Raw genomic sequence first — 16809 nt, forward strand, 5'->3', positions numbered from 1 at the left:
ACTGATGGCCATCGTGAGTCCCGATAACGAACTGATCTCGGCCTCGCCGCGCCCTGCGGCGTCCGGCCGGAAGCACCCGAAGCCCGCACGCCGGCGCGTGAGCGCAGTGTTCGCCGCGCTGGCAGTCGTCGGATTCTCTGCGGCCATGATCGCTCCCATGGGCTCCTCGTCCACCGGCTCCGCGGCTGCCGACGCCCCGGTCACGGCGTTCTCGCTCGCAGCCGCAGACACGCAGAACATCACCGTCACCGTCGAGGGTGCCGACGTCGCGCCGATGACACGCGGGACGTTCGAGGTGTACGTCAAACCGAAGCCCAAGCCCAAGCCGAAGCCGGCTCCGGCGAGCTCCGACACAGAAGGTCAGGGAGGCGGCTCCTCTGCGCCCCCGCGCTACACCGGCGGCGGGAGCAAAGAGGACTGGATGACCGCGGCGGGGATCGCTTCCAGCGATTGGGCCTACGTGGACTACATCGTCTCCAAGGAGAGCGGCTGGAACCCCAACGCGACGAACCCCTCGTCGGGTGCGTGCGGGCTCGTTCAGGCCTTGCCGTGCAGCAAGGTCCCCGGCAACGGGTACAACCCGGTCGACAACCTGCGGTGGGGCAACGGCTACGCGGTGGGTCGCTACGGAAGCTGGTCGGCGGCGTACGCGTTCTGGACGCGCAACCACTGGTGGTAGACCGGCGACATGGTTCGATCACGCAGACGACGACCCGATCCTAGGGCCGCCGCCGAGGAGTCGTTCGATCGACTCCTCGCCGGCTGGAAGCGCTCCGAGACGCGCCGCGGTCACGAGTGGACGGTGCAGCCCGTCTCCGCCGTCCAGGCCGCGAAGGAGTACGTCTGTCCCGGATGCGGGCGGACCATCCCGCCCGGTACCGCTCATGTCGTCGCCTGGCGTGCGGATGGTGTGCTGGGAGAGACCGCCGATCTGGCCGCGCGCAGGCACTGGCACTCGCACTGCTGGCGAATCGCCTGATCGCACCGGTCCATCGCGGCGGAGAGAATCGACTCATCCGCCGGCGACTCATCCGCCGGCCCCGGTCGGGAGCGTCACCTCTCGTTCATACGGGGGATCAGCACCTGGCGATAGATGATCAAGATGCTCGCCGCAACCGGGATCGCGATCAGCGCACCCAGCAGCCCGAGCAGGGAGCCGCCAGCGAGCGCCGCGATGACGACGACGGCACCAGGTACCGCAACCGCCCGGCTCATGATCCGCGGCGCGATGAAGTACGCCTCCACCTGCATGTAGATCAGGTACCAGATCGCGGCCGCCAGCGCCGTGCCGGGGGAGCCGACCCCCGGAAGCAGGCATGCCAGCACGATCAGGGTCGACCCGGTGAGCGTGCCCACCAGCGGGATCAATGAGAAGAAAAAGGCGATCACGGCCAGGACGGCGGTGAACGGGGCGCCGATGATCGACAGGTAGATGGCACTGAGGATGCCGTTGATCACTCCCAGTGTGACCTGGCCCATCACGTAGTGGCCTACGGAGTCTGTTATCTGATCGGCGATGTCGATGAACCGCTCCCGCTTGGAAGCGGGCACCAGCTGGTATACGGCGCCCTTGAGCGAGGGGGTGGAGGCGGTGAAGTAGATGGTGAGCACCAGCACGATGAACGCGCCGAACAGGCCGGCGAGCACGGCGCCGCCGACCACGAGCACGCCCTGTCCGATGGAGCCGCTCCACTCCGTGACCGTCTTCGCCCAGTCCTCCTCCTGCATCCAGTTCTCGACGTAGGCGAACACCGCGTCGACCTGCAGGTTCGGGAACGTCTCGGTCAGCCAGTCCTTGAAGTTCTGCACGGTCTCGTCGCCGTCGATGATCAGCAGCGTGATCCGTTCCACCAGCTGCGAGACCTGTTGGACCACGACCGGCAGCACGATCAGCACGATCACCACGAAGATGCCGAGCACTCCCAAGATGGTGGCCAGCACGGCGGCCCACCTCGGCAGCCCTCTTCCCTCGAGGAAGGAGACCAGCGGATCCAGGCCGAGGCTCAGGAACAGCGCTGTTCCGATGTAGAGGATCACCGTCGACAGTGTCTGAGCGCTGGTGATCAGGATGACGCCGAGACCGACGCCGAGCGTCGCGACCAGCGCGGTGCGGAACGGATTGTGGATCTTCATGTCTCTCCTGCCCGGATGCGTGCAAGCCTAATTCCCCGGCGTCCACAGGGACGTCGCGACGTGCCGTACGTCGGCCGCAGAGCGTTCGTGGGCAACGCACAGGTGCTTTCGCTAGTCTGGAATGTCGAGCGGAGACCGTCGGCGGGTGCCGGGGTCACGTAAGGAGTTGATTCGTGCGTTTCGTCTGGGCCGTCGTGGCCTTCGTGCTGGCCACGGTTCTCATCGGAGCCGGAATCGCTCAGCGCACCGTCTTCATGGGGCCGACCGAGCAGCGCATGGAGCTGAGCGTCGGGGAGCCCGAGCCGTACGTGCTCGTGGACGCCGAGGTTCTGCGCGCCCATCCGGGTCTGCAGACGCTTCTGGTCCGCGGGGAGGGTGAGATCTTCGTCGCCTACGGCCGGACGTCCGACATGACGGCGTGGCTGTCAGACACCGCCTACAACTCGATCACCCTGAACGGCGAAGGCTCGCCCAAGGCCGAACACGTCGACGCCGCACTGTCCCCGGCCGACGGCGCCGAGAGCCCGGGGCGGGACCCGCGCGGATCCGACCTCTGGCTGGATTCGTTCAGCGAGGAGGACTCGCTCGTCGCTCCGCTCCAGCTCACCGAGGGCAACAGCGTCCTGATCTCCCGAGACGGCGTCGAGCCGGCCCCTGCCGACGTCCTCGTCTCCTGGCGGCTCGACACGCGGACGCCGCTCGCAGGTCCGCTCATCACGGCGGGCGCGGTGATGCTCGCCGCCGGCCTGGTTCTGTACGTGCTGGCGATCCGCTACCAGCGCCGTGGACGCGGTCCGCGGCGAAAGGGCCCGGGCCCGCTGCCGCCGACCGAGCCCATCGGCGTGACCGCCGCGCCGGAGCGTCAGGCCATCGATGCGGGCGCGGACGCCGGTGACGGCCCTGACGAGCCACCGCGGACCGAGGACAACAAGGCCGCAGAGGGCTCGCACGCGGGACGCGCGGATCGCAGGGCTCTCACCCGTCGCGTGGGGCTGGCCGTGCCGGCCCTGGCGGTGACCGCAATCCTCGCCACCGGCTGCACCGCGGAATCGTGGCCGCAACTCGGCGCAGAGTCACCGACGCCCACACCGACGCCGAGCGTCGTCGCACCGGAGAACCAGAAGCCCCCGGCGATCGGCGAGAAGCAGGCCGATCGCGTGATCGCCGACATCGTCGCGACGATCGAGAAGGCGGATGCCGAGCGCGACATCGAACTCGCCGAGACCAGAGTGACGGGCCCGGCTCTGGAGGCGCGTCGCACCGACTACGCGCTGCGCGGGAAGCTGGCCGACCGTGAACCGCAGGTCACGGCGCCCCGCGACGAGGTCAGCATCCTGCTTCCCGAGGCGACGGACAGCTGGCCGCGAACGGTGCTCGTGCTGACCGTCGCCGAGGGGGATGAAACGGTCCCGCCCGTGATGCTGTCGATGACGCAGGCGGATCCGTGGTCCAACTACCGGGTGTCCGACATCGCCGAGATGCCGGCGTCGGGACAGTTCCCCGACGTGGCCCCCGCATGGCTGGGAACCACTCGGGTCCCCGCGGAATCGCCGTTCCTGTCGCTGGCGCCGGAGGCTCTCGCGGACGCCTTCTCCGACTTCGTCGATGCCGGCGACAAGAGCGAGTTCGCCGGCAGTTTCGACGAGGTGGCGCAGAAGCTCGCCGCTGACGTCCGTGCGAGCCGCGAGACCGTCGTCAAGGGTCTCGCCGACAAGAATGCGTCGAAGACCTCCAAGGCCAGTTTCGACATGAAGCCGGCGTCGGGAGAGCCGATGTCGATGGCGACGCTCGACAGCGGCGCGATCGTGTCGGTGAGCGTCGTCGACACCGAGACGGTCACGCCGACGACGAAGGATGCGGTCATCCGCTTCGGCGACAACGCCGAGGCGAAGGCGCTCACCGGAGCGACCGAGGCGGCCAAGGGCGTTGTGACGACCTACGGCATGCAGCTGTACTTCTCCGTGCCTGCGCAGGGCTCCAACGAGCAGATCCGGCTGCTGGCATACAAGCAGAACCTCCTCAGTGTGAAGGTGATCAAGTGAGCGATATCTCCGTTGCCGCCCTCCGTGGCGCCGTCGACCTGTCGACCCTCCGCAACCGTCCGCAAGCAGCACAAGCGGCGCAGGGCGATGCGGCTCCGGCAGAGTCCGCCGGCGTGGTGGTCGACGTCACGGATGCGACCTTCGGTCAGGTGCTGGAGCTGTCGCGCACCGTGCCCGTCGTCGTGGATCTGTGGGCGGAATGGTGCGGGCCCTGCAAACAGCTGAGTCCCGTGATCGAGAAGGTCACCCGTGAGCTCGGCGGACGCGTGGTGCTCGCCAAGGTCGACGTCGACGCGAATCCGCAGATCGCCCAGGCGTTCCGCGCCGAATCGATCCCGATGGTCGTCGCGCTGCTGGGCGGACAGCCGGTGCCGATGTTCACCGGCGCCGTCCCCGAGCAGCAGGTGCGCGAGGTCTTCGCCCGGCTGCTCGAGGTGGCTGCGCAGAACGGCGTGACCGGCACCGTCCCCGTCGAGGGCGCGCCCGCGGCGCCCGCCGAGGAGCAGGAGGCGCCGCTTTCCCCTCTGCACGCCGAGGCCTACGAGGCGATCGAGGCCGGCGATTACGCCCGCGCCGTGTCAGCCTACGAGCGCGCCCTGGCGGAGAACCCGCGCGATGAGGACGCCAAAGCCGGTCTCGGGCAGGTGCGTCTTCTCCATCGCGTGCAGGGTCTCGATCTGCAGAGGGCGCGCGAGGAGGCCGCCGCCGCACCGCTCGACGTGCCGGCGCAGCTGCGAGTCGCCGACCTCGATGTCGCGGGCGGGCATGTCGAAGACGCCTTCGGGCGCCTGCTCGATCTGTTCGCGTCACTTCCGGGCGAGGATCGCGCGCCCGTGCGCGAGCGTCTGGTCGAGTTCTTCGACCTCGTCGGTGCCGCCGACCCTCGGGTCGCCGCCGCTCGCACCCGGCTCGCGTCGCTGCTGTTCTGATCTAGTACCTGCTCGGGGTCGGCACGTGCGGCTCGGGCTGATACCGGAACCAGAGCGTGGACAGCGCCGGCAGGGTGACCGTCGCCAACGACGGTCCCTCGTCGCCGTCGGGGTGCGCCGTGATCATCCCGTAGTTGCCCGTTCCGCTGCCGCCGTACTCGAGCGCATCCGTGTTCAGCACCTCCAGCCAAGTGCCCTCGGCCGGCATCGCCAGGCGGTGGCCGGTACGGCTGGAACCCGCGAAGTTCGTCACGACCACAAGGCGTCCGCCGTGCGCGTCGCGCCGCTCGAACGCCACGACACTCGGGTCCCAGCCGGGTGCTCCCAGCCGCGAGAGAGAGGATCCGTCGTTGTCTCGCTCCCAGAGGGGTGACTGGGTGCGGTAGACCGCGTTCATAGAGGCCACGAAGGCCTGCAGCTGTGCGTGGGAGGGCTGCTCGAGCAGCCACCAGTCGAGTTCTCGGTCCACAGACCATTCGCCGATCTGCCCGAACTCCTGGCCCATGAACAGCAGCTTCTTGCCCGGGTGGCCCCACATGTATCCCAGGTACGCGCGCACATTCGCGAGCTTGTGCGCGTGATCGCCCGGCATCCGCGAGATCAGGCTGCCCTTGCCGTGCACGACCTCGTCGTGGCTGATCGGCAGCATGTAGTTCTCGCCGAAGGCGTAGACGAACGAGAAGGTGATCTCGCCCTCGTGGTGCGAGCGGTGGATCGGGTCTCGCTTCATGTACACCAGCGAGTCGTTCATCCAGCCCATGTTCCACTTGAACCCGAATCCGAGGCCGGCGTGGTCGGTCGGCGCTGTCACGCCGGGGAAGGCGGTGGACTCCTCGGCGATCATGACGATGCCCTTGTGCAGCCGGTACGCCGTGGCGTTGACCTCCTGCAGGAACCGGATCGCCTCGAGGTTCTCCCTGCCACCGTGCACGTTCGGCTCCCACTCGCCGTCGCGACGGGAGTAGTCGAGATACAGCATGGATGCGACGGCATCGACGCGCAGCCCGTCGACGTGGAACTCACTGAGCCAGTACAGCGCGTTGGCGACCAGGAAGTTGCGCACCTCGTTCCTGCCGTAGTCGAAGATGAGCGTGCCCCAGTCCTGATGCTCCCCTCGCCGCGGATCGGCGTGCTCGTAGAGAGGCTCCCCATCGAAGCGGGCGAGTGCGAAGGCGTCCTTGGGGAAATGGCCTGGCACCCAGTCCATGATCACGCCGATGCCGGCTTGGTGAAGGCGGTCGATCAGGTGGCGAAGGTCGTCGGGAGTGCCGTAGCGGCTGGTCGCGGCGTAGTAGCCGGTCACCTGGTAGCCCCAGGAGCCTCCGAAAGGATGCTCGGCGAGCGGCATGAACTCGACGTGGGTGAAGCCGGTCTCGAGCACATGTGCGATCAGCGGCTCCGCCGCCTCTCGGTAGCCGAGCCCGCCCCGCCATGAGCCGAGATGCACCTCGTACACCGACATCGGCTGCGCCACGGCGTGGGTCGCCGCGCGCCTGGTCAGCCAGGCGCCGTCGTTCCATCGGTAGGCGCTCCGCGATACGACCGACGCGGTGGCGGGCGGCACCTCGGCCTGCTGCGCCATCGGGTCCGCCTTCAGTCGCCACGTGCCGTCGCGACCGAGAATCTGATACTTGTACCGTGCACCGACTTCGATGTCCGGCACGAACAGCTCCCAGACGCCGCTCGATCCCATCGACCTCATCGCATGGCCTTCACCGTTCCAGTCGTTGAAGTCGCCGACCACGCGCACCGCGGCGGCGTTCGGGGCCCAGAGCGCGAAGTCCACGCCCGTCTCGCCGTCAAGGGACTGCGGATGCGAGCCCAGCACCTGCCAGAGCCGCTCGTGCCGGCCTTCGCCGATCAGGTGAAGATCGAGCTCGCCGATCGCACTGTGATGGCGATACGGATCTCCTGCGATCGTCTCCTCACCCTCCTCGTACGCCGTCGCGACGCGGTACGCGACGGGAGGACCATCGTGCCGGCCCTCCCAGATGCCGTGTGCCGCATGCTCGAGCTCGAGCCTGGACCCGTCCGCGAACACCGCCTCGACGGTGCGGGCAAGTGGCCGGCGCACGCGGATGGCGGTCGTGGTGCGTCCGACTGCGTCCGTCTCCGGATGCGCGCCGAGCACCGAGTGCGGGTCGTGGTGCGCCGCCTGCGCGATGCCGATCCAGTCGTGTGAGACATCCTCGATGTAGCTCATGATCGCTCCTTCACCCTCAGGATGTGCACCGGCTCGGCGAAGGCGTCGAGTCGCACGTAATTGTGATCCCGCCAGGTCCACTCCGCCCCCGTGAGCAGATCCTCGACGTCGAACTCATCGCCGGGATGCACGCCCCAGATGCGGGTGTCGAGATGCACCGTCGTCTCGCGCACGGAATGCGGATCCACGTTCGCCACGACGATCAGGGTGTCAGGGCGGCCGGTTCCGGTGAAGGCCGCATCCAGGTGTTTGGAGTACACGAGAACCGCGTCGTCGTCGCTCCAATGGAAGGAGATGTTGCGCAGCTGCCTCAGCGCCGGGTGCGCACCGCGGATCTCGTTCAGCCTGCGCAGCAGGGGCGCCAGCGACTCACCGCGCTCCTCGGCGCCGTCCCAGTCACGGAGCTTGTACTCGTACTTCTCGTTGTCGATGTTCTCTTCGGAACCGGGGCGGGCGACGTTCTCGATCAGCTCGTAGCCCGCGTACACGCCATAGACGGGTGCCGCGGTCGCGGCGATGCAGGCGCGGATGCGGTAGGCGGCTCTGCCGCCGAACTGCAGGTACTCGGTGAGGATGTCGTGGGTGTTCACGAACAGATTCGGGCGCATGTAGTCACTGGTCTCGTGAGCGACTCCCGTGAGGAACTCCTCCAACTCCGCCTTGGTGTTGCGCCAGGTGAAGTACGAGTAGCTCTGCTGGAAGCCGACCGCCGCCAGTGCGCGCATGACCGCGGGACGGGTGAAGGCCTCGGCGAGGAAGATCACGTCGGGATCCTGTGCGTTCACCTCGCGGATCAGCCACTCCCAGAACTGAAGGGGCTTGGTGTGCGGGTTGTCGACGCGGAAGATCTTCACGCCGAGCGCGACCCAGTGCATCACCACGCGCAGCATCTCGGCGTAGATCCCGGAGGGGTCGTTGTCGAAGTTCAGCGGATAGATGTCCTGGTACTTCTTCGGAGGGTTCTCGGCGTACGCGATCGTGCCGTCCGGAAGGGTCGTGAACCACTCCGGATGCGACGCCACCCAGGGATGATCGGGCGATGCCTGCAGCGCGAGGTCGAGCGCGACTTCGAGGCCCTCCTTGCGTGCGGACCGGACGAAGGATCGGAAGTCCTTCTCGGTGCCCAGATCCGGGTGGATGGCGTCGTGGCCGCCGTCAGGCGACCCGATCGCGTACGGCGAACCCGGATCGCCCGGCTCGGCGCGCAGCGTGTTGTTACGGCCCTTGCGGTTCGTGGTGCCGATCGGATGGATGGGGACGAGATAGATGACGTCGAAGCCCATGCCTGCGACCCCGGGGAGCCGTTTCGCGGCGGTGCGGAGTGTGCCGGTCTTCACGACGCCGTCCTTCTGCCTGACGGCTCCCTCCGATCTGGGGAAGAACTCATACCACGCGCCGACGCCCGCTTCTGTGCGTTCGACCTTGAGTGGCAACGGCGCCATGGTCGAGCCCACGCCCTGGATGGGGCGCGCGCGCAGGGCCTCCACCAGGGAGGGGTCCGTCGCGACCGACGCCAGCTCGGCCGCGTCCGCCTTTCTCAGACGACTGGCCGCGGCCTTCAGCAGGGTGCGCTCGGCTGCGGGCCTGTCCCTCTCACCGGCGGCGGAACCCAGGAGCTCGGCGCCGAGGGCGCTCATCACCGCGATGTCGACACCGGCCCCGGCCTTCACCGCGGAGGCGTGCGCCCATGTGGCGAACTCATCGGCGAACGCCTCGTACCCGTACGTCCAGGTTCCGGTCGTATCGAGCGCGACCTCGGCCTGCCACCGATCGGTGCCGTCGGCGAGCGGCGTCATCCTGTGCAGGGTCTGCGCGCCGGCCGGGTCGGTCAGTCGCAGGTGCACTCCGATCCGGTCGTGGCCCTCGCGGAACGCGACGACGCGGAAGGGGACGACCTCGCCCGCGAACGCTTTGGCGGGGTACCCCTGCGGCACGTGCGGGGTGGGATCGAACAGCGGGATCCGTCCCGCGCGGGAACCGCCGGGCGGCGGCGTCTCGGCGGCCGGCCGCAGAGGAATCCTGGCGGGGCTTCTCAGCCCTGCGGGTTCGAGAGCGGTTCGTGCTGCCACACCTTGAATGTACCGCTCGGGAACCGGGGCGTCACGCCCTCCCGGCCGCTGCGCGGCCAGCGTCGAGACATCCGGGCGGCAGACCGCTCACTCCACACGGAACAGGCGCATCGACGTGCCGGGAAGCGACAGCACCTCGCCAGGTGCGTATCGCCGGCTCTCCGTGCTCGGCGCCTCATCGGCGCTCGACCACAGTGACACGAAGCCGGTGGCGCCCTCGATCGAGTCGGGCAGGCGCACATCGATCGGCGCCTCCGTCCCGTGCACGATCAGCAGGATGCGGTTGCTCTCGCCGTCATGCGGGTCGCTGGCTGCGACGTACTGCAGGGTGCGGTTGCGCGGGTCGTTCCACTGATCGACCTCCATGGTCTCGCCGTTCTGGTCGTACCAGTCCATCTCCGAGGCCTCCGGCACGTGTTCGCCGAGTCGGGCGTACCGGCTCGGCCTGAGGGCACGGTTCTCGGCGCGCAGCCGGGTCAGCAGCGTCACGTGCGCCATGAGGTCGAGCTGCCACTGCTCGTGCTCCCAATTGAGCCAGCTGAGCGCCGAATCCTGGCAGTAGGCGTTGTTGTTGCCGCGTTGCGTGCGACCGAACTCGTCGCCGGCGGTGATCATCGGAATCCCTGCCGACAGCAGCAGCGTGCCCATGAGGTTGCGCATCGCCTTGCGCCGCACGGCGAGGATCGTCGGATCGTCGGTCGGCCCCTCGACGCCGTGGTTGAACGACCTGTTCATGTCGGCGCCGTCGCGGTTGCCCTCGCCGTTGGCCTCGTTGTGCTTGACGTCGTAGGCGACGAGATCGTGCAGGGTGAAGCCGTCGTGGGCTGTCACGTAGTTGATGCTCGCGAGAGGGCCGCGCTCCTCGCTGTAGGTGTTCGCCGATCCGGCGAGCCGGTTCGCGAATCCGCCCACGCCGACCGGGGCGGAGGCGCGCCTCGCATAGTCGATGTCGCTCAGCCAGAAGTTGCGCACTCGGTCGCGGTAGCGGTCGTTCCATTCGCTCCAGCCGACCGGGAAGTTGCCGGTCTGCCAGCCGCCCAGGCCCACGTCCCACGGCTCAGCGATGATCTTGGCATCGCGCAGCGCAGGGTCTTCGCGGATCGCCACCAGGAGAGGATGCTCACGATCGAACTCGTGGTTCGAGTCGCGCCCCAGCGCGGTGGCGAGGTCGAATCGGAACCCGTCGATCTGCATCTCGGTCGCCCAGTAGCGCAGCGAATCCAGCACGAGTCGGGCTGCGGCATCCGTCGCGGTGTTCAGCGTGTTGCCGACGCCGGTGGTGTCGATGTAGGTGCCGTCGACCTGCTGACGGTAGTAGGCGGCGTTGTCGATGCCGCGAAAACTCGACCGCGGTCCGCCGATGCCCTCTTCGCTGGTGTGGTTGTAGACGACGTCGAGGATGACCTCCAGGCCGGCCTCGTGCAGCAGCTTGACCATGCCCTTGAACTCGGCGAGGACGGCCTCGGGGCCGCCCTTGCGCGCCGTCTCACTCGCGTACGCCGTGTGCGGTGCGAAGAAGCTGAGGGTGTTGTAGCCCCAGTAGTTGGTGAGCCCACGTTCGAGCAGTCGGGGCTCAGGCATGAATGCGTGCACCGGCAGCAGCTCGATCGCCGTCACCCCGAGGGAGCGGAAGTACTCGATCATGGCGGGATGCGCCAGTCCGGCGTACGTGCCGTGCAGGGCGGGCGTCACATCAGGATGGCGCTTCGTGAGCCCCTTGATGTGGCCCTCGTAGATGACCGTACGGTCCAGAGGAGTCAGCGGCTTCCGAACATCCCCCCAGTCGAAGCCGTCCTCGATGACGACGGATCGCCACTCCTCGTAGCCCTCGCCCTGGGCCAGCCCCCGGGCGTACGGATCGAGCAGCAGGGTCTCCGGGTTGTAGACGTGCCCCGGTCCGTGCGGACCGTCTACACGCAGCGCGTAGCGGGTGCCGGGTTGCAGAAGCTCGGTAGTGACCTGCCAGACGCCGCCCGGGCGCCGCTCCAGGGGCACCTGCGCCGTCTCCCAGTCGAGATCGTCGGCGTCGAAGACGACCAGTTCGATCGAGGACGCATGCTGAGACCACACGCGGATCGTTCCGACGCCGTCGTGAAGACGGACGCCGAGATCGTCGAGTGCGGCGCCGCCGAGGGGCGGCGTGGTCGGGGCGGGCATGACGAACAGCCTAAGCGCGGCCGGGGCAGTGGGGTGAATCCACGTACCAGGATGATTGAGCCTCGGTCCCGCTCCCTTCAGCGTGACCGATGGGAGAATGGGCGGATGCGGTTCTACCTCGACCATGCAGCCTCCGCGCCGCTCAGGCGCGAGGCGAGGGACGCATGGCTTGCGGCGAGCGATCTCGTCGGCAACGCCTCGTCGACGCACGGCGCCGGACAGGAGGTTCGCCGCACACTGGAGGACTCGCGTGAGCGCGCGGCGGAGGTGCTCGGCTGCGACCCGATCGAGGTGGTGTTCACCTCCGGCGGCACGGAGTCGATCAACACCGCGTTGCGGGGGCTGTGGGCCTCGCGCGCGCGCGGGACCGAAGCGATCGTGATGCCGGACGCCGAGCACCACGCCACGATGGACACCGTCGCCGCGCTCCACGATGAGGGCTCTGAAGTGCGCAGCGTGCCGGTCGATCGCGAGGCACGGATCGACTCGGCGGCGTTCGCCGAAGCGCTGCCCGGTGCCGCTGTGGCGACAGCCCTGGTGGCGAACAACGAGGCAGGCACCGTCAACGACATCGCGACGCTGGCGGGCGCCGCCGCGGATGCTGCCGTCCCGCTGCATCTGGATGCCGTCGCCGCATGGGGTCATGTTCCGCTCTCGTTCCGAGGGCTGCGTGCGCAAGCCTCTGCCGGCGCCGGCCTGGTGGCCATGAGCGTGGCAGGCCACAAGATCGGTGCGCCGGTCGGCACAGGAGCGCTGGTGGTCGCCCGAACAGCCCGACTGGCACCGCTGATTCACGGGGGAGCACAGCAGCGTGGTCTCCGCGCCGGCACGCAGGACGTGCCGGGCGCTGCTTCGTTCGCCGCTGCGCTGGCAGCCGCCGAGGCGGAGCGGGAAGCTGAGTCGAAGCGACTGGGCGCCCTGCGTGACCGGCTGATCGATGGTGTTCGCAGGGCAGTGCCGCAGGCCGAGCTGCTCGGCGATCCGGTGCGGCGCCTGCCAGGCAACGCTCACATGCTGTTCCCCGGCGCCGTGGGGGAGAGTCTGCTGTTCCTGCTCGACATGGCGGGCATCGCGGCGTCGACGGGCTCAGCATGCCAGGCGGGCGTCTCGGAGCCCTCGCACGTGGTGATAGCGATGGGCCGCAGCGAGCAGGACGCGCGGAGCGTCCTGCGCTTCACGCTCGGACGCACGTCCACCGACGCCGATGTGGACGCCGTGCTCGCCGTGATCGCCGACGCATACGCGCGGGCGTCGCACTGATCCGGCATCCGGCCCGCGGTCAGCCTTGCGCTCGTAGACTGGACTCATGCGTGTTCTGGCGGCGATGAGCGGGGGAGTGGACTCCGCTGTGGCTGCCGCGCGCGCCGTCGAGGCCGGTCACGATGTCGTCGGGGTGCATCTCGCTCTGTCGCGCGCAGGCGGCACGCTGCGCACGGGCAGCCGGGGCTGCTGCACCATCGAGGACGCGCTGGACGCCCGTCGCGCGGCCGACCTGCTCGGCATCCCGTTCTACGTGTGGGACTTCAGCGAGCGGTTCCGCGACGATGTGATCGATGACTTCATCTCCGAGTACAAGGCCGGCCGTACGCCGAACCCGTGCCTGCGTTGCAACGAGAAGATCAAGTTCGCCGCGCTGCTGGAGAGGGCGATAGAGCTCGGCTTCGATGCCGTGTGCACCGGACATTACGCGACTCTCGTCGACGGTGAGGGCGGGCTCGAGCTGCACCGCGCGTCCGACGCGGCGAAGGACCAGTCCTATGTTCTGGGCGTGCTGAACGCTGAGCAGTTGGCTCACACGTACTTCCCGCTGGGCTCGACGCCCTCCAAGGCGCTCGTGCGCGCTGAAGCCGAACAGCGTGGTCTGAGCGTCGCGCAGAAGCCCGACAGCCACGACATCTGCTTCATCCCCGACGGGGACACCCGCGGCTGGCTGGCTGAGAAGGTGGGCTCCGAGCAGGGCGAGATCGTGGATCGCACGGGTGCCGTGGTGGGCTCGCACGACGGTGCCCACGCGTTCACGGTCGGCCAGCGTCGCGGCCTGCGCCTGGGCGTGCCAGCGCCGGACGGCAAGCCGCGGTTCGTGCTCGAGGTGCGACCGGTGACCAACACGGTCGTCGTGGGGCCGAAGGAAGCGCTCGCAATCGCGGAGATCTCCGGGGCGCGGTACTCGTGGGCTGGTGCCGCACCGACCGACGCCGAATTCGACTGCGAGGTGCAGATCCGCGCGCACGCCGAGCCGGTGCCTGCTCGCGCCTTCGTGTCCGACGGATTCGTGCGCGCCGTTCCGGATGCACCCCTCGACGGTGTCGCCCCGGGACAGAGCGCTGTCCTGTACATCGGCACGCGAGTGCTGGGTCAGTTCACCATCGACACCACGGTATCGGCCGTCCCCGTCGGGGCCTGAGACGCCCGAGTCCGCCTCGCGATGTCGGCTCCCGCTCATAGACTTGCGGGGTGCCGGAGAACATCTCGCTGGAAGACGCCCGCATCGAGGCCGATGAGCTGACCACGCGCATCCTCGAGGCGAAGGACGCGTATTACGGGCGCGACACGTCGCTCGTGGACGATGCCACCTACGACGGCTGGATGCGCCGGCTCGAGGAGCTGGAGCGGCTGCACCCCGAGCTGCAGGGTCAGGACTCGCCGACGCAGATGGTCGGCGCGGCGGACGCCACTGCACTCGCCACGATCGAACACGCAGAGCGGATGCTGAGCCTCGACAACGTCTTCTCCGTCGACGAGCTGCGCGATTGGGCGGCGAAGACCCGCGCCGCTGCCGGTCGCGACGTGGCGTGGCTCACCGAGCTGAAGATCGACGGATTGGCCATCAATCTGCGCTATGAGAACGGCATGCTCACATCGGCCGCGACCCGCGGCGACGGGCGCGTCGGCGAGATCGTCACCGAGAACGCACTGCGGCTCGCCGACATCCCGCAACGGCTGAGCGGGGAGGGCCATCCCCGCATCGTGGAGGTCCGCGGCGAGGTCTTCATCCCGGTCGCCGCGTTCGAGAGACTCAACGCAGCCCAGGCGGAGTTCCGCGATCGCGCCTACGCCGATGCGCTCGCTCGGTGGGAGGCGCGCACCGGAGCGAAGCGGCCCTTCGACGAGGAGAAGGCGAAAGCCGCGGCGGCGCGGCGCTTCCCCGCGTTCGCGAACCCGCGCAATGCCGCCAGCGGAGGGCTCCGCCAGCAGCTCGACAAGAAGGCGGGCCTCGAGCACGAGGCAGGCCTGCTTCGGGTGAACTCGCTCTCGCTGTATGTGCATGGGATCGGCGCCTGGAAGAACCCGCCGGTCGCTGCGCAGAGCGAGGTTTACGAGCTGCTGAGCGAGTGGGGGCTGCCGACCAGCCCGCACACGAGGGTCTGCCACGGCGTCGACGAGGTCGTCGCCTTCGTGGAGCACTACGGCGAGCACCGGCACGACATCGAACACGAGCTCGACGGCATCGTCGTCAAGGTCGACGAGCTGGCACTGCACGACGAGCTCGGCGCCACCAGCCGGGCCCCGCGGTGGGCGATCGCCTACAAGTACCCTCCGGAGGAAGTCCAGACGAAGCTTCTCGACATCGTCGTGTCGGTGGGGCGCACGGGTCGGGCCACACCCTACGCGGTCATGGCGCCTGCCCACGTCGCCGGCTCCGTCGTGCGCCAGGCGACTCTGCACAACAAGGACGTCGTCAAGGCGAAAGGCGTGCTGATCGGCGACACCGTGGTGCTGCGCAAGGCCGGTGACGTCATCCCCGAGGTGCTCGGTCCTGTCGTCGAGCGCCGGGACGGCACCGAACGCGAGTTCGTGATGCCGGAGCTGTGTCCTGAGTGCGACACCCCGCTGCGCCCCATGAAGGAGGGCGACATCGACCTGCGCTGCCCGAACTCGCGCTCCTGTCCTGCGCAGGTGCGTGGTCGTGTGGAGCACATCGGGTCGCGCGGTGCGCTCGACATCGAGGCGCTCGGCGAGGTCACCGCAGCCGCACTCACCCAGCCCAGCCACCCGGCCGTGCCGCCGCTCGAGACGGAGGCGGGACTGTTCACCCTGACTCTCGAGCAGATCGTACCCATCGAAGTCGTCGTTCGGGACGCGGAGACGGGGCTCCCCAAGGAGGATGACGACGGCGTGGTGAAGACCCGCGCCCCGTTCCGTCGCAATCCGACGGCGGCGGAGAGGAAGGCGGGCGACACCGGTCCTCAGCCGTCTTCGCAGGCGGTCAAGCTGCTCGCCGAGCTCGAGAAGGCGAAGACCAAGGAGCTGTGGCGGCTTCTCGTCTCGCTGAACATCCGTCACGTCGGTCCTGTCGCTGCGCGAGCGCTGGCACAGTGGTTCGGGTCTCTGGACGCGATCCGCGCCGCCGGCCGCGATGAGCTGGCAGCTGTGGAGGGCGTGGGAGGGATCATCGCCGACTCGCTTCTCGACTGGTTCCAGGCGGAGTGGCACCAGGACATCGTGCGTCAGTGGGCGGCCGCCGGAGTGCAGTGGGCGACACCAGGACATCCCGGCCCAGGCGCCGCGATCGCGGAAGGCGGTGTGCTCGAGGGGCTCACGGTCGTGGCGACCGGAAGCCTGGAGGGGTACACCAGAGAAGGCGCGCAGGAGGCGATCATCAAGGCCGGCGGCAAGGCCGCTTCGAGTGTCTCGAAGAAGACCGACTTCGTTGCGGCCGGACCTGGCGCAGGATCCAAACTGGCCAAAGCCGAAGACCTCGGCATCCGCATCCTCGATGCCGCGCAGTTCCACATCCTCGTCACCGAGGGGCCAGACGCGCTGGACTCCGGCAGCGAGTCGTGAGGCGGTACGGTCCGCTGATCGCACTCCCCGGCGCCCTTGCGGTCGGAGATCCCGGTCGCTGGCATCTGCGGCTCACGGCGGATGCGGTCGCCCATCGCGAAGGCGCAGAGCACCGGGATCGCTTCGCGTGGGAGCAGATCTCACTGCTCCACGTCGACGTTCCCACGACTCGATTCAGATACCCAGGGATGCTCGGCACCGTCGCGCTGAGCATCCTCACCGCAGTGACCGGGGAGAACCTCGGCATCGACCCGGACGACGGCGCCACCGATGTGGTCGTCGACGGCGAGCCGCGGCGCCTCCCGCTCAGCCGTCACCATGTGGGCGGCTATTGGTTGCGCACCGTGACGGGCGCGCAACGACTGCTCGACCACCTGCTCGTGAACCCGCAGCAGCGTTCGCTGCTCAGCCGACCCGAGTCGCTGGTCGAGCTCGCGGCGCGACTGGCACGCACCGGCCGGCTCTGAAGGCGGCCGGAGGGCGGGCTTGCC

General features: G+C 68.6%; 12 protein-coding genes. 8 read left to right on the forward strand and 4 right to left on the reverse strand.

The features are described from left to right. The first annotated feature begins 13 nt into the window (after positions 1-13). Both RIN43_RS11955 and RIN43_RS11960 read left to right on the forward strand, forming a co-directional pair. Positions 14-679 (forward strand): transglycosylase SLT domain-containing protein, encoded by a 666-nt coding sequence (locus RIN43_RS11955; protein WP_309129158.1) that lies wholly within the window; start codon positions 14-16, stop codon positions 677-679. 9 nt (positions 680-688) lie between these two features. After that, complete coding sequence (locus RIN43_RS11960) at positions 689-979, forward strand: hypothetical protein (protein WP_309129159.1); 291 nt, start codon at positions 689-691, stop codon at positions 977-979. A gap of 74 nt (positions 980-1053) precedes the next feature. Here the strand turns inward: RIN43_RS11960 and RIN43_RS11965 are convergent, their stop codons facing one another. Next, positions 1054-2133, reverse strand: coding sequence for an AI-2E family transporter (locus tag RIN43_RS11965; protein WP_309129160.1), 1080 nt, complete (start codon positions 2131-2133; stop codon positions 1054-1056). A 173-nt stretch (positions 2134-2306) separates the two neighbouring features. On the opposite strand from RIN43_RS11965, the gene RIN43_RS11970 reads away from it, so the two are divergent. Together RIN43_RS11970 and RIN43_RS11975 are read left to right on the forward strand one after the other, a co-directional pair. Continuing rightward, entirely contained in the window at positions 2307-4175 is a 1869-nt protein-coding gene (locus RIN43_RS11970; protein WP_309129161.1) for a glycosyl transferase, read from the forward strand. After that, positions 4172-5104, forward strand: a complete 933-nt coding sequence (locus tag RIN43_RS11975; protein WP_309129162.1) for a tetratricopeptide repeat protein — start codon at positions 4172-4174, stop codon at positions 5102-5104. Before RIN43_RS11970 ends, RIN43_RS11975 begins: the two co-directional genes overlap by 4 nt. Before the next feature lies 1 nt (position 5105). On the opposite strand, the gene glgB is transcribed toward RIN43_RS11975, so the two are convergent. The 3 genes from glgB to glgX all read right to left on the reverse strand — a co-directional run bounded on the left by glgB (position 5106) and on the right by glgX (position 11533). Continuing rightward, positions 5106-7307 carry a 1,4-alpha-glucan branching protein GlgB gene (glgB, locus tag RIN43_RS11980; RefSeq protein ID WP_309129163.1) on the reverse strand — a complete coding sequence of 734 codons (2202 nt, stop codon included), beginning with the start codon at positions 7305-7307 and terminating at the stop codon, positions 5106-5108. Then, entirely contained in the window at positions 7304-9376 is a 2073-nt protein-coding gene (locus RIN43_RS11985; RefSeq protein WP_375163743.1) for a maltotransferase domain-containing protein, read from the reverse strand. Before RIN43_RS11985 ends, glgB begins: the two co-directional genes overlap by 4 nt. An 87-nt stretch (positions 9377-9463) precedes the next feature. Then, positions 9464-11533: a glycogen debranching protein GlgX gene (gene glgX, locus RIN43_RS11990; protein WP_309129164.1), complete on the reverse strand. Its 2070-nt coding sequence runs from the start codon at positions 11531-11533 to the stop codon at positions 9464-9466. A gap of 105 nt (positions 11534-11638) precedes the next feature. Between glgX and RIN43_RS11995 the strand changes: the two genes are divergently transcribed. Genes RIN43_RS11995 through RIN43_RS12010 form a run of 4 tightly spaced genes read left to right on the forward strand, consistent with a single transcriptional unit; the run spans position 11639 to position 16785 of the window. Beyond that, complete coding sequence (locus RIN43_RS11995) at positions 11639-12793, forward strand: cysteine desulfurase family protein (protein ID WP_309129165.1); 1155 nt, start codon at positions 11639-11641, stop codon at positions 12791-12793. Positions 12794-12839: 46 nt separating this feature from the next. Then, complete coding sequence (gene mnmA / locus RIN43_RS12000) at positions 12840-13937, forward strand: tRNA 2-thiouridine(34) synthase MnmA (protein ID WP_309129166.1); 1098 nt, start codon at positions 12840-12842, stop codon at positions 13935-13937. 50 nt (positions 13938-13987) lie between these two features. Further along, a complete protein-coding gene (ligA, locus tag RIN43_RS12005; RefSeq protein ID WP_309129167.1) occupies positions 13988-16318 on the forward strand; it encodes an NAD-dependent DNA ligase LigA in 2331 nt (776 codons plus the stop codon). Next, on the forward strand, positions 16315-16785 hold the full coding sequence (locus RIN43_RS12010) for a hypothetical protein (RefSeq protein WP_309129168.1): 471 nt from the start codon (positions 16315-16317) through the stop codon (positions 16783-16785). The genes ligA and RIN43_RS12010 overlap by 4 nt, the downstream gene beginning before the upstream one ends. Positions 16786-16809 lie beyond the last annotated feature (24 nt).

The sequence above is a fragment of the Microbacterium sp. genome, from assembly GCF_031178445.1.
Taxonomy (GTDB): domain Bacteria; phylum Actinomycetota; class Actinomycetes; order Actinomycetales; family Microbacteriaceae; genus Microbacterium.